This window comes from Wolbachia endosymbiont of Drosophila aff. chauvacae BK-2020 (genome assembly GCF_032848195.1).
Lineage (GTDB): Bacteria > Pseudomonadota > Alphaproteobacteria > Rickettsiales > Anaplasmataceae > Wolbachia > Wolbachia pipientis.
Map to the genome: position 1 here is coordinate 1015030 of NZ_CP136586.1, position 21978 is coordinate 1037007.

General features: G+C 34.2%; 20 protein-coding genes and 3 pseudogenes. 9 read left to right on the plus strand and 14 right to left on the minus strand.

What is annotated here, in order from left to right:
* Positions 1-171: 171 nt before the first annotated feature.
* The 5 genes from gmk to ychF all read right to left on the minus strand — a co-directional run bounded on the left by gmk (position 172) and on the right by ychF (position 5114).
* Entirely contained in the window at positions 172-777 is a 606-nt protein-coding gene (gene gmk, locus R0F62_RS05360) for a guanylate kinase (protein ID WP_022626283.1), read from the minus strand.
* Positions 761-2566 (minus strand): pentapeptide repeat-containing protein, encoded by a 1806-nt coding sequence (locus R0F62_RS05365; protein ID WP_070356815.1) that lies wholly within the window; start codon positions 2564-2566, stop codon positions 761-763. Before R0F62_RS05365 ends, gmk begins: the two co-directional genes overlap by 17 nt.
* Positions 2559-3752 carry an ankyrin repeat domain-containing protein gene (locus R0F62_RS05370; protein WP_274979228.1) on the minus strand — a complete coding sequence of 398 codons (1194 nt, stop codon included), beginning with the start codon at positions 3750-3752 and terminating at the stop codon, positions 2559-2561. The genes R0F62_RS05365 and R0F62_RS05370 overlap by 8 nt, the downstream gene beginning before the upstream one ends.
* A gap of 146 nt (positions 3753-3898) precedes the next feature.
* A complete protein-coding gene (locus R0F62_RS06690) occupies positions 3899-4027 on the minus strand; it encodes a hypothetical protein (RefSeq protein ID WP_348994354.1) in 129 nt (42 codons plus the stop codon).
* Positions 4020-5114: a redox-regulated ATPase YchF gene (gene ychF / locus R0F62_RS05375; RefSeq protein WP_010962597.1), complete on the minus strand. Its 1095-nt coding sequence runs from the start codon at positions 5112-5114 to the stop codon at positions 4020-4022. The genes R0F62_RS06690 and ychF overlap by 8 nt, the downstream gene beginning before the upstream one ends.
* 117 nt (positions 5115-5231) lie before the next feature.
* Between ychF and R0F62_RS05380 the strand changes: the two genes are divergently transcribed.
* Entirely contained in the window at positions 5232-6164 is a 933-nt protein-coding gene (locus tag R0F62_RS05380; RefSeq protein ID WP_274979227.1) for an OTU domain-containing protein, read from the plus strand.
* A 75-nt stretch (positions 6165-6239) separates the two neighbouring features.
* Positions 6240-7415, plus strand: a complete 1176-nt coding sequence (locus tag R0F62_RS05385) for a CCA tRNA nucleotidyltransferase (protein WP_010962599.1) — start codon at positions 6240-6242, stop codon at positions 7413-7415.
* Here the strand turns inward: R0F62_RS05385 and R0F62_RS05390 are convergent.
* Together R0F62_RS05390 and R0F62_RS05395 are read right to left on the minus strand one after the other, a co-directional pair.
* Positions 7399-9129, minus strand: a complete 1731-nt coding sequence (locus R0F62_RS05390; protein ID WP_317051354.1) for a coiled-coil domain-containing protein — start codon at positions 9127-9129, stop codon at positions 7399-7401. The two genes, R0F62_RS05385 and R0F62_RS05390, sit on opposite strands and share 17 nt — an antisense overlap.
* A 135-nt stretch (positions 9130-9264) precedes the next feature.
* Positions 9265-9798, minus strand: a pseudogene (locus R0F62_RS05395) (HK97 family phage prohead protease).
* A gap of 568 nt (positions 9799-10366) precedes the next feature.
* Here R0F62_RS05395 and R0F62_RS06830 point away from each other — a divergent pair.
* The 3 genes and pseudogenes from R0F62_RS06830 to tatC all read left to right on the plus strand — a co-directional run.
* A pseudogene (locus R0F62_RS06830) lies at positions 10367-10447 on the plus strand (WPE palindromic element domain-containing protein); the annotation flags it as partial.
* Between the two features lie 604 nt (positions 10448-11051).
* On the plus strand, positions 11052-12149 hold the full coding sequence (locus R0F62_RS05405) for a type I glyceraldehyde-3-phosphate dehydrogenase (RefSeq protein ID WP_010962604.1): 1098 nt from the start codon (positions 11052-11054) through the stop codon (positions 12147-12149).
* The gene (gene tatC / locus R0F62_RS05410) at positions 12146-12907 is read left to right on the plus strand and encodes a twin-arginine translocase subunit TatC (protein ID WP_274979079.1); all 762 of its coding nucleotides are present in this window, start codon (positions 12146-12148) and stop codon (positions 12905-12907) included. The genes R0F62_RS05405 and tatC overlap by 4 nt, the downstream gene beginning before the upstream one ends.
* Positions 12908-12960: 53 nt before the next feature.
* On the opposite strand, the gene R0F62_RS05415 is transcribed toward tatC, so the two are convergent.
* The gene (locus tag R0F62_RS05415) at positions 12961-13416 is read right to left on the minus strand and encodes an arginine repressor (protein WP_010081874.1); all 456 of its coding nucleotides are present in this window, start codon (positions 13414-13416) and stop codon (positions 12961-12963) included.
* A gap of 125 nt (positions 13417-13541) precedes the next feature.
* Here R0F62_RS05415 and R0F62_RS05420 point away from each other — a divergent pair, with 125 nt between their 5' ends.
* The 3 genes from R0F62_RS05420 to R0F62_RS05430 are packed head-to-tail and all read left to right on the plus strand — an operon-like array spanning position 13542 to position 15548.
* Positions 13542-14276 (plus strand): ABC transporter substrate-binding protein, encoded by a 735-nt coding sequence (locus tag R0F62_RS05420; RefSeq protein WP_274979080.1) that lies wholly within the window; start codon positions 13542-13544, stop codon positions 14274-14276.
* A complete protein-coding gene (locus R0F62_RS05425; RefSeq protein ID WP_022626279.1) occupies positions 14276-14923 on the plus strand; it encodes an amino acid ABC transporter permease in 648 nt (215 codons plus the stop codon). The genes R0F62_RS05420 and R0F62_RS05425 overlap by 1 nt, the downstream gene beginning before the upstream one ends.
* A complete protein-coding gene (locus R0F62_RS05430; RefSeq protein WP_274979081.1) occupies positions 14907-15548 on the plus strand; it encodes an amino acid ABC transporter ATP-binding protein in 642 nt (213 codons plus the stop codon). The genes R0F62_RS05425 and R0F62_RS05430 overlap by 17 nt, the downstream gene beginning before the upstream one ends.
* A 390-nt stretch (positions 15549-15938) precedes the next feature.
* On the opposite strand, the pseudogene R0F62_RS05440 reads toward R0F62_RS05430, so the two are convergent.
* A pseudogene (locus R0F62_RS05440) lies at positions 15939-17136 on the minus strand (phage major capsid protein).
* Positions 17137-17184: 48 nt separating this feature from the next.
* Here R0F62_RS05440 and R0F62_RS05445 point away from each other — a divergent pair.
* Positions 17185-17478, plus strand: coding sequence for a hypothetical protein (locus R0F62_RS05445; protein WP_010962608.1), 294 nt, complete (start codon positions 17185-17187; stop codon positions 17476-17478).
* A 192-nt stretch (positions 17479-17670) separates the two neighbouring features.
* Here the strand turns inward: R0F62_RS05445 and R0F62_RS05450 are convergent, their stop codons facing one another.
* The 5 genes from R0F62_RS05450 to R0F62_RS05470 all read right to left on the minus strand — a co-directional run bounded on the left by R0F62_RS05450 (position 17671) and on the right by R0F62_RS05470 (position 21832).
* On the minus strand, positions 17671-18468 hold the full coding sequence (locus R0F62_RS05450; RefSeq protein ID WP_274979083.1) for a hypothetical protein: 798 nt from the start codon (positions 18466-18468) through the stop codon (positions 17671-17673).
* A gap of 49 nt (positions 18469-18517) precedes the next feature.
* Positions 18518-19192, minus strand: a complete 675-nt coding sequence (gene pyrF / locus R0F62_RS05455) for an orotidine-5'-phosphate decarboxylase (RefSeq protein WP_274979084.1) — start codon at positions 19190-19192, stop codon at positions 18518-18520.
* Positions 19193-19222: 30 nt separating this feature from the next.
* Positions 19223-20545 (minus strand): coiled-coil domain-containing protein, encoded by a 1323-nt coding sequence (locus R0F62_RS05460; RefSeq protein ID WP_274979085.1) that lies wholly within the window; start codon positions 20543-20545, stop codon positions 19223-19225.
* A 168-nt stretch (positions 20546-20713) separates the two neighbouring features.
* The gene (locus tag R0F62_RS05465) at positions 20714-21166 is read right to left on the minus strand and encodes a hypothetical protein (RefSeq protein WP_274979086.1); all 453 of its coding nucleotides are present in this window, start codon (positions 21164-21166) and stop codon (positions 20714-20716) included.
* A gap of 162 nt (positions 21167-21328) precedes the next feature.
* The gene (locus tag R0F62_RS05470; protein ID WP_274979087.1) at positions 21329-21832 is read right to left on the minus strand and encodes a hypothetical protein; all 504 of its coding nucleotides are present in this window, start codon (positions 21830-21832) and stop codon (positions 21329-21331) included.
* Positions 21833-21978 lie beyond the last annotated feature (146 nt).

Genomic DNA, 21978 nt, shown 5'->3' on the forward strand with positions numbered 1-21978 from the left:
ATTAATTTCTGTGAGAAAATTTGCCGTCATAGTTAAACCTCACTTGAACAGTTGCTACTATTTTAACCATTTAATCTTAAAAAATAATAAATATAGCTAAACTGTGAAATGTGCTATTGGCTAAAATAGGATAAGAAACTATAGCTGCAAATATCCAAATTGATGTTTTTATCAGTCTTCCAGACTTGGTTTTTCTTTTAGTTTTTTAAGTCTTTCTTTATTTAGTATGGAGCTTATCTCTTCTACACTTTTATCAATATCATCATTGATTATTACATAATCATATTTATCACGTTTGCTTATCTCTTTTTGAGCTTCGGCTAATCTGCGCTCTATTTCGCTTGCATCATCACTATTACGCTTTTGCAAACGCAACCTAAGCTCTTCCATTGAAGGGGGAAGTATAAAAACACTCACAACTTTTTTTCTCATGAGCTTGAATAAGTGAAATGCTCCTTGCCAGTCTATGCTGAGTAAAACGCTTATTCCACTGCTCAGGTTTTGCTCTATAAAATCTCTTGGTATACCATAAAAATTCTCAAAAACTTTGGCGTATTCAAGCATTTGGCCAGCTTTGCATAACTCGTGAAATTTTTCTTCGGTAACGAAAAAATAGTCTTTTCCATTTATTTCGCCGGGGCGAGGCTTGCGTGTAGTCATAGAAACAGACCTAACTAAATTAGTTGATTGCTCAAGTAATTTTGCTGATATAGTAGTTTTTCCAGCTCCAGAAGGGGAGGATAGAACCAATAATACGCCCTCACTTTTTACGGTCATTTTTCTTTGCATTTTTTAACATGGTGCTTTTTGGATCAGAGTTTAAAAAGCTAGAACCTTCTAAATTAGAATTTGATAAGTTGGTGCCAATGAGAGAAGAGTTATCAAAGACAGTATAGCGCAAATCGGTTTTTTCAAAATTTGCCTTATTCAAATTAACGTTTACAAACTTTGCTCTACTCAATGTTGAATTAGAAAAATCGGCATTTTCTAAATTCATATTCTTAAATTCAAAGTAAGAATAATTTACATTAAATTTTTCACCCTGTGATATTTTCTCTTGCAAATCTCCAATTGAAGTTATAGCATTTTCTAACCCTGCAAGTTTTTTCTGTCCTTGATTGTCAATCAAAATCGAATTATCAAACTTGCAATCTGTTAAATGAACATCAGCAACTGAACTTTTATATATGCTTGAAGAGTGAAAAGACATATCACTAATTGTTGAATTACTCAAATTGCTAAGAAAAAAACTAGTTTTCCTAAAGGCATTAGCGTGAAGCAAAGAAGATCTGAAATCGCTTTCAATAAAATTTGAATTAGTTACTTTTAAATTGGACCAACTCGAATTATCAGCTAATAAATTAAAGAATGTTGAATTTTCTATTTCACTGGAATCAATATTATGGCGAGAAAGTGTACTGTTATAAACTTGAGAGTCTTGGATTTTTATCTTATACATTGAAGTTGTAGAAAGGTCTGAATCTTCTATCTTCACATAGGTGAATAGTGAATGGTCAAAAAATGAGCCATTCATGTTAGAATTTGCAACTTTAGTATTATGAAACTTTCCGTGACGAATGTCAGCATTAGAGACATTAACTTGATGCAGTTCACTAAAACTAAAATCAATATTGGATAAATCAGCATCATGAAGATTTGCTTCAGAAACATATGCATGTTTTATCTTGGAACCATTTAGTATAGATTGAACAAAACTTGAATTATCGTCATTCACATAGGAAATTTGTGTGTTGCTTAAATCAGTTTCGTCGAAGTTACTGTTAATTATGATAGAAGAATTAAGGCAAGCATCGGAAAGATTGCTACCTGTAAAGTCTGATTCTTTTAACTCTGCACCATATATGTTAGCATTTTTTAATGAAGAAAATTGTATCTTTAATTTATATGCATCCACTCCAAAGAAACTTGCATTATCAAGGTTGTTTTTCTGCATAACAGTATCGTTTATTTCACTATCACTAAAATTTACGTGGCTAACATTCGAGTTTGATAAGTTGGAGAAATTCATTTTCACATTCGAGAAATTAGTATGCAAACCAATTACGTTGTGCATACTTACTTTTTTGAGATCGGAACTGATAAAATCAGCATAACTAACATTAGACTGATCAAATACGATATCTGTTAAGTTTGCAGAAACAAATTTTGTAAAACTCAAATTTGTACCTTTTATTTTAATGCCATGTAAATTAGCATTGGAAAAATTAGCACCACGTAAATCAACATCAATGAAAGACACATCGGATAAATCGGTGTTAGAAAAATCGGCACCAATCAGACTTACTCCATCAAAAACAGATTTACTTAGGTACAGTTGGTTAAAATTAGCTCCATTTAAGTTAGAACCAAAACCTTTCTTAAAATCTTCTGGCACGCCCTCTTTGTGGCACTGCACTAAAAATTCAGCAAAGTCTTTTTTACTGTAAGATACGTATTTTGCATCACGCAAAGCGTTTAAAAAATCACTAATCTGATTTTTTTCATCATTTGTTTCGTTTCCATAACATAAATGACCAACTAAAATTAATATCAAAAATCTAATCATCTTGCTTATCGCACTGTATTTCTTTCGTTTTCACAGCCCAATCGTACATTGCTGAGCTTTCTTTATTGTCTATTTTTCTATCCTCCAAAAGATGTGGCATCATTTCGGCAATCGCATTTATTATATTGATCTGCTTTTTTTCGATTGCTATATCAATTGGGGATTGAAAATTATTGTTAACTACTCTAAGATCAGCACCTTGTAATAAGAGAAAGCGCACTATGTCTACCTCACCTTGTTTAACTGAATAAATGAGAGGAGTATCACCCAATTTATTTCTAAACCTTAGTATCTCTTGAATTGTTAATCCAATTTTTTCTAGCTTACTTATTACTCCTCTTAAGCAAGTTAAGTTGTTCTTCTTAATGCAGTAAAAAAATTGCTTACTGTAATCATCAATAAACACAGTTGTAGGAAGATGCTCATTAAGGCTATCATATTGTCGTTTATATATTGACTTGCTTTGTATGTCTTGATGACCCCATTCTTTTATTGGTTCTCTGTTTAGCTTTGTCCATTTTTGTAAACTTTTCTTTTCACTTTGCTCTTCTTCATCTTTTTTAGTTATAGGTTTTACTCTATTGCGGTCCTTGGAATTACTGTTTGTTTCTTTCACTTTTTTTTCTTCAGACTGATTCTCTACTTTTTCTTTTTTTCCCTCTAATAATTGACTCGCATCACTTTTTGAAAGTTCATTATCTTTTATATCAATCTTCTGATCAGCTTGTAGATTTTTTTGCGGGTTAGCTGTATTCTCATTTAAATCAGCACTTAAAGGCAAAGGCTCTGGTTTCAAATCTTTATTCACTTCTTTATTGGCCACATTTGGTAAATTTTGAGCAAATTTGTCTGTGCTTCCTTCTAGCTGGTCATTTGGCAAATCTTTATCAATCCTTTCACCTTCACTTATAGTTTTTTCAACCACGAAAGCTTTGTTCTCGTTGTGTTGCAGTTTCTCTTTATCGGTAGTGCCGTCTAATCTTTTGCTCTCAGCCTCTTGTGTTTGTTTAGCATCGACGTTGCTTTTTAACTCATCTTTTTGATTTGTGCTATCTTGCTTCCTTACACCTACATTTTCGTTTTTATGAACTGATTCAATTTTCTTTTCTTCAAGCTGCTCTACGGCAAACAGGATGGGTGATCCGAATACGACAGCTAATAATATAAAATATAAAATATTCTTCATAAATATCCCAAGCATAAGCTTAATTAAAATGATACTATAATCAAATGATTAATCTACAGTAAAAAATGCCTTAGGATTTAATTTATAAAAAAACAATAGATTTTTTGTATCTGTTCAGGGGCATCGCAAATATTGAAGCAAAGTGGTCAGTGCTTACTGTACGAACATTGTGGTTTGAGAGCAATCTCCGCTAGGGAGGATGTCATCCCAGTGCCCAGACACTGGGATCCAGAAAACTTAACTTTAAATAAGTGGCTGCATAATAAACTACACATTAAACCTAAAGTGCATTATATCGCCATCTTGCACGATATAATCTCTGCCTTCAAAGCGAATTTTTCCTGCGTCTTTGCAAGCTGATTCACTTCCATACTTTATGTAGTCTGCAAAGCTTATTGTCTCTGCTTTTATAAAGCCTTTCTCAAAATCAGTGTGGATTACACCTGCTGCTTTATCGGCTGTTGACCCTATTTTTACTGGCCATGCACGTGCTTCTTTGGGGCCCACAGTAAAGAAAGTTATCATACTCAGCACTTCATACATAATACGCGCTACTCCATCAAGGCCTGATTCTTGTAAGCCAAATTCTGATAAAAAACTCTGTTTTTCCTCTTCACTATCAAGATTTGCAATATCTGCTTCGAGTTTTGCTGAAATGCAATAAAATTTGCTTTTATTTTCCTCCGCCATCCTCTCTACCTTTTTAGATAATTCATTGCCAGTTATAACATTTGTATCTTCAACATTGCAAACGTACATAACGGGCTTTGTTGTCAGCAATTGAAGCAACTTCATCTCATCTTCATTGATATTCTCCAAACTTCTTGCAGGTTTACCTAATTTTAAAGTAGCTAATACCTCTTGCATTAATTCAAGTTGTCTCTTTAGCTCTTTATCACCTTGCTTTGCTTTCTTTTCCAATTGAGGAAGCCTTTTTTCTATGCTATCAATATCAGCTAGGATTAATTCCATTTCTACCACTTCAGCATCTGATATTGGATCTATTTTACTGTGTATATGGCTGATATCGTCATCCGTAAAGCACCTGAGCAGATGAACGATGGCATCAACTTCTCTGATATGGCTTAAAAATTTATTGCCAAGCCCTTCGCCTTTGCTCGCACCCTTTACCAGACCTGCAATATCTACAACTTCTAATTGGTTGTAGATTACCTTCTCTGAGCCTGCAATTGCTGCGATTTGTTTCAAACGTTGATCTTTTATCGAAATCTTGCCTATATTTGGCTCGATTGTGCAAAAAGGATAATTTGCAGCTTCGGCTGCACTTGACTCTGTAAGCGCATTAAATAAGGTTGATTTTCCTATGTTTGGTAACCCAACTATACCGCAGTTAAAACTCATATTTGCTATGTAAAATTATAACTATTGCATAATTTAAAAATTTCTGCTATACTTAATTAGTCGCTTATTGACAATTTTGTTGGTATAGCAATATATAGCTTAAATTAAGGTAAAACTATGACTACAGCTAAGAAACGGAAACTACCAAGTGACTTTCATGATGTTGAGGTTGGAATAAAAAGGCCCAGGATCTCAGGGCAAGAAATAACTCTTTTAAATAGTAACCCTTACCCTGACAATTTCTATGTAGGACAAGCAATTGGTAATGGAAGCTGTTTTTTTGACTCGTTCAGGCAAAGTCTAGAACAACAGACAGGAGAGCAAGTTACTGCCGAAAAATTAAGAAATGATTGTAGGGAATTTGCGCAAAAGAATCCACCAAAGTGGTTTACAAATGCAATTGTCAATAGTCATGATAACAGTGGCCAGCACCGTAGTGAAACTGTAGATGATTATACAGCAGGCATTATGCGTAACAGTAGGTGGGGTGATCCTGACGTTGAAGGCAGAATACTTTGTGAAAAGTATAAGGTAAAGCTACATGTTATAGAGAACCAGACTGTTGATAACCAAGATCTGTCTTTGCATGAATTAATAGACAATTCAGGTTCAAAAAGTGCAGGTGAATACAATAAAGTTGATTATGATGATAGTAGTACTGTGCATGTAATAAACAAAGGCGGATTGCATTTCGGACCATTGCTTGATAGAAATAAAAGTTCAGCAAAACAACTGCAAGAGGAAACCAAACTTAAACAAGAGCAAGAACAAGAAGATTTCCTATTAGCAAAAAAACTGCAGCTAGACGAGATCTTAGAATATTGTAACCTTTCAAAGGATATCTCTGAGAGAGCAGAGATTGAAAAGGGATTTGATAAGTTATTGGCAGAAAATGCTGATGGAAAAATTGGTGATGTTGTAGGGCAGTGCGTTAGTGATATAAAGCAGCGCATAGAGCAGCAAAACCCTTCAAGTTTACTAAGATGTGGTACGGAATCGATGGCAGAACCATTTCATCAACAACGAGCACCACAACTTGTAAAATCTTAATAGCCCTGTATATTTTTATATAGGGCTTTTGCAAGCATTTCATATAATATGAACTTGCAGTACGTACTAGCCTAAATGCAAGTTGACCATGAGACTAGTTTAATTATTGATGCCATAGAGGAATTTGGTGGTGAGGCTAGGCTTGTCGGCGGGTGTGTGAGAGACTCAATTTTGCAGCGTGATGTCCACGACATCGATTTAGCTACTAATTTGCTTCCCAATCAAACGATTAAAGCGCTAAAACTCCGTAATATAAAAACTATTCCAACTGGCTTAAAACATGGAACTATCACTGCGGTTCTAAATCAGAGGTCTTTTGAAATTACGACACTAAGGCATGATGTGAAATGTGATGGTAGGCATGCAAAAGTAGAATTTACCAATAATTGGCAAGCGGATGCTTCAAGGCGCGACTTTACATTTAATGCTCTGTATGCAGATAAGCATGGCCATATATATGACTACTTTGGTGGTATAGAGGACTTAAAAGCGCGAAGGTTAAACTTTATAGGCAACGCTGAAGATAGAATTAAAGAAGACTATCTACGTATTCTAAGAGCTTTTCGTTTTCATGCAAAAATATGTGTCGGAGATTTGAGTGATGAAATACTAAGCGTATGCAAAAAGCATTCGCATATGATCCAAAACCTCTCTGGAGAGAGAATAAGAGATGAAATACTTAAATTGCTGGAGTGCAATGATCCTTTTCCAACACTTAAGAGCATGCAAGAATCTGATGTTTTGCAAAAGATTATCCCAAAAGAAGTAAAATGCGAAATTCTGTCTTCGCCACTTCTTTTGGGCACTGATGCACTAGTAAAATTAGCGTTACTCCTTAGGGCTACTAAAAAAAATGACAGGTTAAGTCTTGGAGAATATGTAAGCAAATTTTTACGTCTTTCGAACAAGCAAAAGAAAAAGCTGCTATTTTTACTATCCAACGATATCAAAACAGAACTCTCAGAAAAAGAGCAAAAAAAATACATATCTTTATTTGGTAGAGAATTATATTGTGATTTAGTGAAAATTTGTGGTGTTGAGTCTGGAGAAAATGTTGATGAATACATTTCATTTGCTAACACATTCAATATTCCAAAATTTCCTTTATCTGGCGATGATTTAATAAGTATAGGTCACCAGCCAGGAAAAAGTTTAGGTAGAAACTTGGAATTGCTAAAACAACATTGGGAAGATAGCTCCTACACTTTAACAAAAGAGGAGCTGGTGCTTTATGCTAAGAACCTATTCTAACTGCTTTCTGACTGTTCAATGAATGTATGCTTGCAATATTAGGGGAACTCATAGAGGAATTAGGTATATGTTCTTTTTTAGCTTTTTCTGTTAATTGATATTCGTTTACTCCTCCTTGAGTTTGATTACACATTCCCTGATCTGGAGATAAAAATTTATCTCTTATGCTTAATGCCAGTTGTAACTCTTGAATCTTATTTGAAAAACATTTCATTTTAGCCTCTGTTAATTTTCCTGTAACAATTTCTTTAAGCAATTCTCCTGAGTCGTTATTATTATTATTCTTGCTATTAAAGCTGTGCAAGATAGAGTCTACAATCTTATTTACCCCTTCTTGTTTGTTAAATTCTAATTTTTTTACGCATTTTCTAACAGAAGGTGACAACTTGGCTTTTAACGTGTCATCTCGTAGTTCTTTACCCATATTTTTTCCAATGTTACAATGTTCGTTGACAACTTCTTTAACCTTAGCTTCTATGATCTCCCTTGCGGATTGTTTCAAATTACTTTCTAATAATTCAAGCAGCTTACTGCTTTCAAATTTGCCATCATCTTGATTTGATAGAGACTTTATAGTTTCATTAAGCACGTTATGGCACAAGTGTTTCTCTTTAAATTCAGGAAAACCTTTTTTTAACTCCTCGTTTTTCCCAGATAAAAAGTTATTGAGACCCTTATCCCTAGAAAGCTTATTGGGCAAGTTTCGTAATTTTGAAAGAGTTGATTTTGCAGTAGATACTGTACTCACTGCACCTGCCTTTTTAGCCAATTGACCTTCTTTTGCTTCCTGTAGTTTCTTAGTGTCAGCTTTCAATTGACCTTCTAAATCTTTAGATTCTTGAACACTTTGTAATTGCTTCCCCAAGTTCTCCATTTCACCCAATTGAGCAGTCAATGTATTCACACTTAATCGTAGAGCTTTGTTTTCATGACCTAAGTCACTGACTTTATTTTCTAATTCAGTATTTTTGTCTTTAGCCTGACACAATTTATCAGTCTGTGATTTAAGTAAAGCCACTAATTTGCTAGCTTGCCATTGTTGATTCAATTCAATTAATTTATCCTCCTTGTCCTTTAACCTACTCTTAAGTTCTATTATTTGTGCTTGCAGACTTTCATTATCTTTCCTAGTAGCTTCAATTTCTTCTCCTTGCTCTCTTATTATCATGTATTGATCAAATATAGTTTTCTGTTGTTCATCAACTTTATCCTGCATTGCTTTTTTATCTTGTTTGTATTTGGTTAGTTCCTCTTCTCGTTCGCCTGCATCTTCTGTAAGTCCCTTATAACTCTTTTCAAGTCCTTCAATTGCAGATCCTAATTCTCTATTTTCTTCTTTTAAGGAAGCATTTTGTAAACGTTCAAGTTCTAATTCCTGATTTATGCACTCCAGCTGTTCTTCTAATGCTTCATCATCTTCCTCTGTTATCAATGCTACTCCATCAGTCTGAACCCCTCCATCTTTGTTTATCACTACACTTTGGCTCTCTTTCTCTACAACTTCAGGTTTTAAGTCAACTTGAACACTTCCATCTATTGTCTTAAAAGCATCAGTTTGAACTTCATTGTTTGCAGTAGTTTTATCGTAGTACAAAATATTTTCTGCCCATCTATTCCATCTCTTGGGCAATATTCGTCCAATCGTTTTTAGATATAACCAAGCAAATACAGTAGACCAGCTGTATTTTTTTTCCTTATTATTAATATTTAGCATAAAATTACCTTATTTTTTAACTTTAATTTACAGAAAATTTTAATAGTAATAAAGTTATATATATTAGTATAAATGTTAAACAAATACTAACGCAGGTGTCAAATTATGGTAAAGTCTTTGCCTGCCTAATACACTTTAAGCAGAAATGTACATGTCTGCAAGTACAGCATTTGCTTTTTCTATCGCTCTTGCTAACACTCCCTGTTCATTGTTCTGATTTTTCACATTGATTACCTGAGCAGCCAAGTTTGCAGGAAAAGTGACCAAACTGACTTCCCATAATTCCACTTGTTTTCACACTCTAGCTCCACTTTTATGATCAACATCATACTCTATAGGTATATAGCCGATGGAAAGTCCGTTAATTGCCCCAGTTTTGAGCATCAAATACACTTCTTCTGCTTTCTGAATACCCAAAAGTAAATGTGCGGTGATATACAGGCCAACATCATTTTCATAAATATCTATGATACTACCTATAGGTTCGTCAGGATTATGCTGCCAAAGGAGTTTTATTTTATTTCTGTTTAAATTTTCCTTAAATGCTCCGGGCAATATCAGATCATTTTGTTTATCAACTATGTTAAAAACGCTCGCATAACCAGAAAATACACCGTTTTCTCCTATACTTTTTATTGACAATGGTGAATAGAGAAATTTCTTATTCATAAAGCCTCCTGTAGTATTGGGAATTTTGTTTCGCAATGCACTGCGATATAATTCTATTATATGCAGTGCTCTAAAAGGGGGAAGCACTTTCTTAGTTACTAAAAACGCTAAATTGTAATATGGTACAATGTTACAACGATGTCATGAAAGTAGCTGAAACTGGTTCCTTTATGACGGCAGTACCTTCTCCTGTCATCCGAGTAGCCTCCTTTTTTTGTCATCCCAGTGCTTGACACTGGGATGGCTTTGTTGCATCGCTACTTATGAAAGGCTAACTATAGTTAGGATTATAAGCAACCTATTGAAAATCTTGTTTTTTTGCAATCAATCTGATCAAATTTAAGAATAGTAATTTGTTATTTATATTAATAAATTTAATTCTATTGAAAATAGCTAAAGCATTGAAATTCTTGAATTTTAGCCGGATTGGTAAATGGTAGTGAAATTTCTTTTACTCAAATTTAGGTATTCATTGACCGTTCTTGTTATAAATACCAGAATAATAAGCTACTGATATTCGCTATCTTTTTTATCTTTAATCCATCATAGCTAGCGATGCAACAAAGCCCACTGGGATCCAGAAGACTTAATTTCAACCAAGTGGCTGCATAATAAAGGCTGGATTCCAGTGTCAAGCACTGGAATGACATCACAGGGGCATTGACCTCTCTTGGGCTCTTTTAGCTATAAACATTAAGAAATTTACCAAATGAAAAAAAAGGCAAAAGAAGCCCTGGGGTTATTATCTGCTTTAAAATATTGGCGTTTTTTATGTTTTAAACGTTTGACAAGCAAGATTTAGCTGCTTTTAATTGCAACTAACCTACGCTGCAAATGTTTAAGAAATTTACCAAGCAGAAAAAAAGACAAAGAATCCCCGAGTTAGCTAGTCTTTTACTATCTCTGTCAAGTATTGGCATTTTTTGATGTCTTGTAACGCTTTATAAGCGCGTTCAGCTTATTTAGATAAAAATCTAGATGTAGATGAAGCTTTGTAAAGACATACAGTATCTATATACTGCAAAAAATTAAACATAAGACGCCGATACATTAAGTAATCCTTACCTTTTAATCTGCAGATTGGCGAAAGCAAATACAATAGCTTCAGTTTCATGATAAGGGGGCTGGCGGAGTTTGTCAAGCAAGTTTTTAGCCCTGTCTCCTTGCTATAATGTTCATATCGATAGAAAAGCAAAAGAATAAAATGAAATATCAAGTGATATCCTCTATAATTAAATTTTTTGAATGAAGAGATGACGATTCGTGTAGGAATTAATGGTCTGGGTAGAATAGGCAGAGGCGTATTGCGTGCTATTTTCGAAATAGAAGAATATAGCAAACAAATAGAAGTTGTAGCTGTCAATGGATCGCTCAGTGCAAAGCAGCATGCACATTTGATTAAATATGATTCTGTTCATGGCAAATTCAGTGGTGATATTGATTTTAATGAGTCTCAAAATTGGATTTCTATAAATGGCAAAAAGTTTTCTTTATATAGAGAACGGAATCCTGAAAATATTCCTTGGAATGTTGATGTAATACTTGAATGTACTGGTGCATTCAATAAACGTGAAGAAGCAATAAGGCACAATGCAGAGAAAGTAATTGTCTCTGCTCCAGTTCCGGATGCTGATGTCACTATAGTTTATGGTGTGAATGACGATATGCTCGAAAAAGAGCATAAAGTGATATCAGCAGGTTCTTGCACTACAAATTGCCTTGCTCCGATTGTGAAAGTCCTACACTCCAGTTTAGGTATAAAAAGCGGTTTTATGACTACTATACATGCCTACACGAATGATCAAAATGTTCTTGATGGTAATCATAAAGATTTGCGTAGAGCAAGGGCTTGCGGATTATCTATGGTGCCAACTACAACCGGGGCAGCAAAAACAATTGGTTCTATAATTCCTGAATTAAAGGGCAAGCTAGATGGCACTGCCGTCAGAGTTCCGGTTAGCAATGTTTCTATGGTTGATTTTACATTTACGACTGATAAGAAAGCGACCGTTAAAGAAATCAATGAAATGTTTAAGGATGCAGCTCTCTCCTCTACGTCATTCCAGCGCGTGACGCTGGAATCTAATTTCTGGATCCCAGTGTCAGCTACTCGGATGACATCAGAGGGTACTAGGATGACAGAGGGTTATCCAATGTCAAATGTACTTTCTATATGCGAGGAACCTTTAGTCTCAATAGATTTTGTGCATAACCCTTATAGTGCAATTGTGGATTTAACTGGTACATATGTTACAGGTGATATATGCAGGGTTGCAGCGTGGTATGACAATGAGTGGGCTTTTTCGCTGAGAATGTTAGACATAGCATTATTGAGCTATAGTAAAGTATGAACTGGAACTCAAGCAAATACGCCTCATTTTATGAGCACTTTGCGGAACTCAGAAAAAGAGTTATCTTTTGCTTTCTATTTTTTTGCGTTGCTTTTGGTTTTGGTTATTACTTTAAGGAAAATATATACCGTTTTTTACTCGCACCTTTAATAGAAGCAACAAAAGGTAGCGAAGGTTTTTCTTTAATTTACACAGACTTAACAGAGGCATTTTTTGTGTATCTCCAAGTTGCAATAATGAGCGCACTTTTGTTTTCTTTTCCTGTGTTTGCATGGCAATTTTATATGTTCTTAGCACCTGGGTTATATAAAAGTGAAAGGGCAGTGTTGTTGCCATACTTGATTGCAACACCGGTTTTATTTGTAACGGGAGCTACTGTAGTCTATTACTATATATTTCCTTTAGCCTGGAAGTTTTTCATCACTTTTGAACGTAGTGGGAAATCTTTCGGTATACCAATAGAGTTTATGCCATCAGTTAGCGAATATTTAGACCTCGTTCTCCAATTTATGTTTGCTTTTGGCACTGCATTTCAAATTCCAGTAATACTCACATTAATGGTGAGAGTAGGGTTACTCACTACACAAAGTTTGTCAAATAAACGCAGAATCGCGATAGTGGTAATTTTTATTATCGCTGCAATCTTAACTCCACCTGATGTATTAAGCCAAGTAGGGCTTGCAATACCTATGCTGATTCTATATGAATTGTCCATTCTGATATGTAGGTATATTGAAAAAAAGAAGACAAAGATTTAAACAAAGAAATCCCTCTTATCTCCTTTATATCACATTTTTAACTTACAACATTCTTATTCAGGACTTAAATATGGAAATGTTTCATAAATTGATTGTAATACTTTGTTAAGTTCAGCCTTACTTTTGATGATCAATAATACTGTATCATCACCTGCTATAGTTCCTATAATTCCTATGTTTTTGCTATTATTTAATGAATAAATAACATACTTCTGATCTAGAAAGTAAGCTAGGCTGCTAGCTTGTCCTGGTTGAGTGTGTAGTACTATTAAACCAAAATCCGAAATTTGCATATTAAGTATTAATGGTAATCGATATTGGTTGATGTCAATTACTTTATACATACCAGCAACTTTGGCAATTTTAAGTTTTTTTAATTTTCTTGATAAAGTAGCCTGAGGAATGTTGTGCCCTCTTTCTTTAAGCAAGGTCTGTAAATCGCTCTGCTCTAAAATTTCGTGATTTTGAATAATATTTAAAATATGTTCACCTAGTGTGTTGTCATGCATTATGCATTTTTCTCATATTGAATATGTAATAAGTATATTTGAAGTTATATTCATTATTTCTTGACTATTCAATTTTTAATGTCTATATTCATAAGATGAATAAAATATGAATATAAATTAGTAATATGAAAAAATATATTTTAAATGCTATTATAGTGATAAGTATTCTATTAACAGGATGCAAGGAAAATAAACACGATAATATCATTAGATTTGCAATTTCTGCAGATTATCCACCTTTTGAATATTATGAAAATGGTAAATTTACTGGCTTTGACATTGAGCTTGCTCAATTAGTAGCAAAAGAGTTAGGTAAAGAAGCGATATTTAAAGATATGCAGTTTAGTGCTATATTTGCAGCATTGCAAAGTAATTCTGTAGATGCTGCTATATCTACTATTGGTAGCACAGAAGAGCGTGAAAAAAATTTTGATTTTTCAAATAGTTATTATACAGGGGAATTTGGTATTCTATATCACAAAAATAAACCCATAGCCGGTATAAACAACTTAACTCACAAGAAGATAGCCGTTCAACTAGGAACTGTCATGGAAATTTGGCTAAAAGAGCATGTTCCTACAACAGCTCAAATTATTGCTATAGACAATAATAATCAAGCTGTAGAAACATTAAAGTCTGGTCATGTTGATGGCGTCCTAATTGATGAATTCCAAGGTAAAGTATTTAGCAAAAAAAATCCTGGTCTATCATGGCCAGCCACTGCCAAGTTAGATGGTGGTTATGTTATTGCTGTGAATAAAGGATCTGCTTTAAAGGATAAAATAAACGAGGCATTAAAAAGTTTAGAAAGTAAAGGTGTAATACAAAAAATAGCAGAAAAATGGCTAGGAGATAACTGATGCAGGAATTAATTTCTAATTTCTTGTTTGTTGGAACAGGCCTTGCCTTTACTTTAAAATTATTGATTGGAGGACTGCTTTTAGGTGTGAGTCTAGGGGGATTATTGTCAGTACTCAGATATAATAAGATCTGTATTCCATTAATTAATGGAATTATATCTGTAATACGTGGCACCCCCCTTATATTACAGTTAAGTGTTGTTTATTTTATGACCCCAACCATTGCAGGAATTAAATTAAACATATTTAGTGCTGGCATTATAGCATTTGGTCTAAATAGCTGTGCTTATATTGCTGAGATTTTACGAGCTGGTATTGAAACTATATCAAAAAACCAGTTTGAAGCAGCTAAAACTTTACAAATACCTAGTTTCTATATGTGGAGAGATATTATATTACCACAAGTTATTAAAAATATTCTTCCTGCAATGATAAATGAGATCATTGCACTCCTTAAAGAAACGGCATTAATCTCTACTATTGGTGGTGTTGATATTATGCGCTCTGCGCAAATGCTTGCAGCAGAACAATTTACTTATTTTATACCACTTTGTCTTGCTGGGGCTTATTATTACGCTCTTGTATTACTAATTGAATATATAGGCAAAAAGATTGAACAGAAAGGTATATATGATAAAAATGCATAATGTTTGTAAATTATTTAATAATGTTCCAGTACTTAATAATATTAACCTGATTATAGAGCAATCTATAGTTGGTCTTGCTGGTCCTTCTGGTAGTGGTAAATCAACATTGTTACGTTGTATACAAAAACTCGAAGTTTTAGATTCTGGTAGCATTGAATGCAATGATAGTACTGGTTTTGTATTTCAGGATTTTCAACTTTTCTCACATATGACTGTCTGGGAAAATCTTACATATGCTCCCAAACTTAAAAACAAAACTCAGGATCAAAGTGATTCACTACTTGAGTCTTTGGGTATTGCCTCTAAAAAAAATGATTACCCTAGTAATCTATCCGGTGGGCAAAAACAGCGGGTTGCGCTTGCCAGAAGCTTAATGATGAATCCAGGGATTCTATTATGCGATGAGCCAACGTCTGGTTTAGATGTAGCAACAATAGTCGACGTTGTGGAACTACTACAATCAGTTAGAGATATGGGTATTACTATGATTATCGCTTCTCACAATTTGGATTTTTTAACAAAAATATCAGATCGGATTATTCTGTTAAAAAACGGAAAAATAATTGTAGATATCAATCCTAAAGAAATTGATGAACCAACAAACTATTTAAAAAATAATTATTAAAAGAGAATCACTCATATCATACTGAGAGCTATAACAGATCTTAGCATCGAAAATTACATAATATACATTATGGAAAACAAAATTACATAATGTAAGAAGCAATGCTAAAAATAAAATCACATAATATAGCAAACTATAGCTAACCCAAGAAAGGTTTTCCTACGTCATACCGCCGCGATATCTCAGCATAGATTCCGCTAACAAGTAGCGGAATGACGAATTTTTGTTTTTCAAACTGTCGGTAAATCTAAGTCAGTTTAGCTATATGTGTCAAGCACTGGGATGACACCCTCCTGATGGGCCAAAATCACAATGTTCGTACAGTTATGGAATGAATCGCGGTATGACGTGTTGCTTTGATCAGCTATAAAGATGATGCTGCGGAAGTTTTTAGTACTTACTCGCAACTTTCAACAATTTAATAGCACTGGTGTTTACAACCTCTCCGCCGACACGCTTAGTGACAAAAAACCTCACATAAGGTTTATTCGTATAAGGGTCTCTTAATATTCTCATTCCTCTGTTATCTACAATCTTATAAGCTTGTTTGAAATCTGCCATCGCAATTACTGGTAGCTGATTGTTTGGCGCTGGTGGCATATCGGCAGATTGATATACTGGTTCCCATTAAAGTATCTGGAGCTTCAAGCGACAGACTTGGCTGCCAGAGATACTGACCTGTTTGAGATTTTAGCAGCCTGATATCCTTCAACGTACTCCTGTTCATCAAAAATGACGCATTTTTGGAATAATATTCGTCCAGAGAGTAATACAACATCATTATTGAATCACTATCTAATTTTTCAGTTTTAACTTGCTCTATTTTATTATAACTGTTTCCATTTTCATAAGCTAAAATTCCTTTTGGTTGAAAAGTGCCCTCACCCTTAATGAAGGCTTCGCTTTCTTCCTTACTAAAAGTCTCGGCAATCTTTTCCACCAGCCAACTCTCAACATCGACAAACGCATCATCGAGTAACTTTTGTGATATTTGTGGTTGAGCATATAACTCGTAAGTTGTGACGGAAATCTTTTGGATTTTGGGCGTGTCCGTATCTTTTGCAAAATCATACTTAGACTTATTGCCACCGTCCTCATCATCTACTGTTTCACTGCTCCAACCTGCACCGGCGCGGTCAAAATCTTCTATAATGTAATCCAATGTTTCAGTAGAGATTCTTTGACTGGAGCATATTTGTCGCATTGGGGACGAATCAGTTACGCGCTTGTTTATGCGTTTTACAATATGCGGAGTAACTAGATACCCCCCGATATCACTGTCATCTCCACTGAGGGTTTTGTGTGATAAACCGCTTTCCATTCCCTTGCGGATATAATCAGAAAAATATTTATCGCTTGTGCTAAAATCTGTATTTACTTCTGGGCGTTGAGCTGCAGTTTCGATCAAGTCTAAACGCTCTTTGCAACTATCAATGGCATTATTTACCTTGCATAGCTGCTCAATTGTTGCAGAATCAGCACGCCCTTTGCTTTCAATTTCTTTTAGTTTGCGATCATTTATTAATTTAAATTGCTCCCATGATGAAGCGAGTTCATTGATACGGTGAGCGATATCGGTAAGTGACATAATAGCTTCCTTTGAAAATGAAATAAAAATGGAAAGAAGGTAATAGGAATGGCATCCATAGATGTTTCCCACAGTTGTACGAATATTGCAATATGGTACATAGTAAACGATGTCATTCCAGTGCTTGACACTGGGATCCAGCTTCTATGCAACTTAATTAAAAACGTTTGTTTTAGCGTAAGACAACTACCTTTAGCTCATCAGCTCAGTTATAAGCAAAATTTCTGGATTCCAGTGTCAAGCACTGGAATGACATCATCTGTTGTGCAATTTACCTTTAAAAATGAATATCCGTACAGTTATGTGCTTGGCACTGAAATGGCATCATTTTTTATCTGTTGAAAATGTAAACCGAAAAATAGCGTGGCACAAAGTGCCACGCTTAGTACTGTAAGCTTAATCCAGTAATTAAATTAAGCGAGGTAAAATAAAAGATAATGACACTATATAATGTTCGTTCTTTTATGTCAAGCACTTTTTTGAATTTTTTTGGTGATAATTTTTATCCAGTTATTTTATTATTGTAGTATAATTTCAATGCCAGATACTATCATTATGATCACTATCTAAATTTAAATCGTAATTATCATCAAATTTATATATCCCCTCCATCTCTTCTCTATGCAATTCATGTGAATCACCTAAAGCTTTTTGATTAGAAACGTCAACACAATACTGTAACAGTGCTCTTAATGCTCCAGCACTATCTTGATCTAAATTAAAATTGCTAAAATCAAATTTCTGCATATTCTCCACATGTCCTTCTCTACATAACCTACATATCTTAGCAAAAGCCCTTTCACTTTCTCGACTCCAAGCATTAAGAAAGTAAGGATCTACTACTTTGCTAAATTGTTTCTCTATCTCTTCAAGAGAGCTCTCTGGATTAAGTTCTAATATTACTTTGAAAATCCCACTGCCATGGAATCCATAAAATTTACTAGATAAGCTATCTTTTACAAAATTAACTGCATCATCTATTGTAACACCAGAGCGAGATTCAAATATCATCTCAAATGCTCCATAACAACTATCAATACCAAAATTAATTATTTTTTCCATAAAATCAATTACCTCTTCTAAGGAAATTTGTGGCTTATTCCTCAAGATAACTTCTAAACTCTTGACAAAATTATGCCCATGCTGACCCATAGCATGGGTTTTCCCATTTATTGTATAATGATATAGCTTCTTATTTTCTATTATATGCTTATTGCACTGGTAGATATGTAGCTTATTCAATTTGCCAGAATATTCCTCTATTTCCTTATCTGGTGATTTTGAGCGGAATTCCTTGATTACTTCGCGTATTATTCTATTGATATTACTCATGCTTATTCCTAATTAATATGTTAGTATTTTTATAAATTAAGTTATTATATTAAAATTCTTTCATGGATTTCAATATTAGCTCCGCACTACTTGTAGTTTTTGCAATGGGTCTGCCAATGACGATATAATCAGCTCCTGAATTTATTGCTTCTTTTGGTGTTGCTGTTCTTTTTTGGTCGTCATGACCTGGATCTATACGAATTCCTGGAGTAATAATTTTAAAGTCTTCACCGCATTCTCGGCGCACTTCCTGAGCTTCCAATGCAGAACAGACTATTCCATAGAGTCCAATCTTTTTTGCAAGCTTTGCAAGCAAAATTACCTGTGATTTTACTTTTCTTGCTACTCCAAGCTCGTTTAAATCCTCATTGCTCATACTAGTTAGCACTGTCACTCCAATCAGCTTTATTTTTGTGCCTTGCACTACACTTAGCGCTTCTTCAAGCATTTTTGTCCCACCGCTGATGTGCAGAGTTAACATTTCAACGTTCAGAACTTTTATTACTTCAACTGTTTTAGCTACAGTGTTTGGAATGTCATGCAATTTCAGATCTAAAAAAATTGGTACATTGCATTTTGCAACTTCTTGCACTCCAGAAAGACCTTGAGCAGCAAAAAATTCTAATCCCAGCTTTACCATGCCAACTTTACCACGCAGAGCATTAGCTAGAGAAATAGCCTTATTTAAGTCTTGTGTATCCAGTGCGCATATTATTGGGTTCATTATCTTGCATGATTTATCTTATAATAAGACTCATTGTTGTGTTTTGCAAATACTTTCACTCTGATTGAACTGACTGCGTTCATAAGATTCTGTCAATAGTGAATTTGGCAACTTGGTCGAGGTGGATGAGCGACTGACAAATAATGATTCATATCCAAGATCTTCCAGCGAAGAAGAAGGCGTTTCGTCTGGCAAAAGCCGTGCAATTTCTCCTTGTAACGCAGACTTTAATATTTGAATCGTATCTAATATTGCTTTTCCATCATTATTTCTTATTGGTTCTTCTATATTGTCTGTTACGCATCTTATCAACAGTTGCGCAAAATTCACTTGTTTTTCTTTCTCTTTCAAAAAATCTTCTATTTGACTGTCTCGTTCTAAAAGTGAATTTCTTAAACTTTTTACTTCATTATTACAATCTTTTCTTATCCCATCTAACTCAAAAGATTGATTTTTAATTAAACCATTTGCTTCATCTAACTCTTCAAATTTCTCTTTTAATTCTTTAGATAAATTTTTCTTTTCTTTGTTGACCTCTTTAATTTTACATTGTAGCTTATCTAAGTTTGCATGCAGCCTTTCTTGTTCTTCACGTAATTCCTCTACTTCTTTAGAAAGTTTATTTTTTTCCTTATTCAATGCCTCTACTTTTTCACTAAGTTCATGTTTTTTCTCACGTAGTGCCTTTTGTACTTCACGTAACGTTTCTATTCTATCATTTAACCCCTTATTCTCTAGCTCTAAATGTTTATTATCATCCACTTCCATCTTCAGCTTTGCAATAAATCTACTTCTTTCTTCCAACTGTTTCTTTAAACATGAGATTTCAAGTTTTAATTTCTCTTCCTGCTCATTAAGCTTACCTATTTCCTTTCTTGTTTTGTCCAATTCATTGTCTATTTCAAACGTACGATTCTTTTCTGTTTCTAATTTTTTCTCTAAAGATTTTTTTTCTTCAAGAAGAGATTCTCTCTCAACTTCTGACTCATTTACTTTCTGATCCAATCTTTTTGCTCTCTTGTCTAAATTTTGCTTTTCTCGAGTTAATTCATGTTTTAATTTTTCCACTTCTTTGTTTGCAGCTTTTTCAGCTTCCTTTCCTAGAGTTATTTTATTTTCTAACTCTTGCTCTTTCTGAGCGCATTTATTTCTCTCAACCTCTATTTTTTTATTATTACTAATTATTTTATACGAAAGTGCAAGCACCAAAACAGATAATGTAGCTAAAGCAAGAATTAGAGGAAGAGGCACATTAGAAGTTACAATAAGCGCTAAAGATGTAAGTAACGTAAGAGTAGCTAAGGAACTAGCTATAAAATAAAATGTGTTAGCCTCACTAAGCAAATTGCTCATTACTCCCCTCCTCCCCCCACGTTCAGCAGTCTTGTATATATTTATTAAAATTCTCTTATCTGTGGAGGAATTATAGTGCTGCACCTACAACAAACTTTCCTTTTTCAGTCTACTAGCTAAAAATGGCTAAGGTTTTATGTATCCAGTGTACAACTGTACTCAAAATGTCTAGTGGCTATTGATCGGGGTAGAACATCCACTGGTATATCCAGGATCTTCCACAAATGAAGGAACAGACGTTTCGCCTGGCAAATATTGTGCAGCTTCTTCTACTAACACAGACTTTGTTGCTTGAATCACTTGTAATATTACTTTTTTATCATCATCTCTGATCACTTCATTTTCCCTTACTAATTTTTCTACCTCATCTGTTACATATTCTATCATCCGTTGCAAAAAAAGCACTTCTTCTTTTTTCTTTTCCAATAAAGCTTTTTGAAGTTGTTCTATTTGAGAGGATTGCTTCAAAAGTGAACTGTTTAATTCTTTCACCTTATTACCGCGATCATCATTCACTGTTGTTAATGTGTTATCAGATTCTTTCTCTTCTTTTTGTAAAGATAATGACTCCTTTTCCAGCTCCTTAATTTTAGATAAGTACTCTTTCTCCTTTGTACACAATTTATCAACTTTACTTTCAAGATCAGTGCGCTTTTGACGTTCATCACTAACTTTACCTTCTAATTCTTTCTTTTCCTTTTCCGACTGGCATAACTTCTTCTCTAATTCTTCTATGTCGCTTTCTGAGCTCTCATGTTGTTCTTCCGATTCTAAAGTTTTTAATTATTTTACTTCTTCTACTTCTACTTTTTTTCTTAACATAGTTAATTGAGTACGCAGAGAAGAAGCTTCCCTACTTTTATGTTCTAATTCCAAGTTTAATTCATCTTCATATTCCAATCTTAAGCGTAACTCATCTTCATATTCTGACTTTAAACATAACTTATTCTTTTCACTTTCTAATTTGCATTGACACAATTCCTCCATTAAAGAATCCACTTTTTCATTCAATCTTGTATTTTCATCACGTAACTCTTGGTGTTCAAGAGAAAGCATCTCCTCCTTATGTTCTAACTGACCTTTTACTTTTGCTTCCAATTCTACATTATTACTAATTATTTTACATGAAAGTGCAAGCACCAAAATAGATAATGTAGCTAAAGCAAGAATTAGAGGAAGAGGCACATTAGAAGTTACAATAAGCGCTAAAGATGTAAGTAACGTAAGAGTAGCTAAGGAACTAGCTATAAAATAAAATGTGTTAGCCTCACTAAGCAAATTGCTCATTACTCCCCTCCTCCCCCCACGTTCAGCAGTCTTGTATATATTTATTAAAATTCTCTTATCTGTGGAGGAATTATAGTGCTGCACCTACAACAAACTTCCCATCTTCAGTCTGCTAGCTAAAAAATGACTTAGACCTTGTGTATCGA

Excerpts from the sequence above, each read along its gene's own strand:
- gmk (WP_022626283.1), bottom strand. The coding sequence starts at position 777 with ATGACCGTAAAAAGTGAGGGCGTATTATTGGTTCTATCCTCCCCTTCT.
- R0F62_RS05365 (WP_070356815.1), bottom strand. The coding sequence starts at position 2,566 with ATGATTAGATTTTTGATATTAATTTTAGTTGGTCATTTATGTTATGGA.
- R0F62_RS05370 (WP_274979228.1), bottom strand. The coding sequence starts at position 3,752 with ATGAAGAATATTTTATATTTTATATTATTAGCTGTCGTATTCGGATCA.
- R0F62_RS06690 (WP_348994354.1), bottom strand. The coding sequence starts at position 4,027 with ATGTGTAGTTTATTATGCAGCCACTTATTTAAAGTTAAGTTTTCTGGA.
- ychF (WP_010962597.1), bottom strand. The coding sequence starts at position 5,114 with ATGAGTTTTAACTGCGGTATAGTTGGGTTACCAAACATAGGAAAATCA.
- R0F62_RS05380 (WP_274979227.1), top strand. The coding sequence starts at position 5,232 with ATGACTACAGCTAAGAAACGGAAACTACCAAGTGACTTTCATGATGTT.
- R0F62_RS05385 (WP_010962599.1), top strand. The coding sequence starts at position 6,240 with ATGCAAGTTGACCATGAGACTAGTTTAATTATTGATGCCATAGAGGAA.
- R0F62_RS05390 (WP_317051354.1), bottom strand. The coding sequence starts at position 9,129 with ATGCTAAATATTAATAATAAGGAAAAAAAATACAGCTGGTCTACTGTA.
- R0F62_RS05405 (WP_010962604.1), top strand. The coding sequence starts at position 11,052 with ATGACGATTCGTGTAGGAATTAATGGTCTGGGTAGAATAGGCAGAGGC.
- tatC (WP_274979079.1), top strand. The coding sequence starts at position 12,146 with ATGAACTGGAACTCAAGCAAATACGCCTCATTTTATGAGCACTTTGCG.
- R0F62_RS05415 (WP_010081874.1), bottom strand. The coding sequence starts at position 13,416 with ATGCATGACAACACACTAGGTGAACATATTTTAAATATTATTCAAAAT.
- R0F62_RS05420 (WP_274979080.1), top strand. The coding sequence starts at position 13,542 with ATGAAAAAATATATTTTAAATGCTATTATAGTGATAAGTATTCTATTA.
- R0F62_RS05425 (WP_022626279.1), top strand. The coding sequence starts at position 14,276 with ATGCAGGAATTAATTTCTAATTTCTTGTTTGTTGGAACAGGCCTTGCC.
- R0F62_RS05430 (WP_274979081.1), top strand. The coding sequence starts at position 14,907 with ATGATAAAAATGCATAATGTTTGTAAATTATTTAATAATGTTCCAGTA.
- R0F62_RS05445 (WP_010962608.1), top strand. The coding sequence starts at position 17,185 with ATGGCATCCATAGATGTTTCCCACAGTTGTACGAATATTGCAATATGG.
- R0F62_RS05450 (WP_274979083.1), bottom strand. The coding sequence starts at position 18,468 with ATGAGTAATATCAATAGAATAATACGCGAAGTAATCAAGGAATTCCGC.
- pyrF (WP_274979084.1), bottom strand. The coding sequence starts at position 19,192 with ATGAACCCAATAATATGCGCACTGGATACACAAGACTTAAATAAGGCT.
- R0F62_RS05460 (WP_274979085.1), bottom strand. The coding sequence starts at position 20,545 with ATGAGCAATTTGCTTAGTGAGGCTAACACATTTTATTTTATAGCTAGT.
- R0F62_RS05470 (WP_274979087.1), bottom strand. The coding sequence starts at position 21,832 with ATGAGCAATTTGCTTAGTGAGGCTAACACATTTTATTTTATAGCTAGT.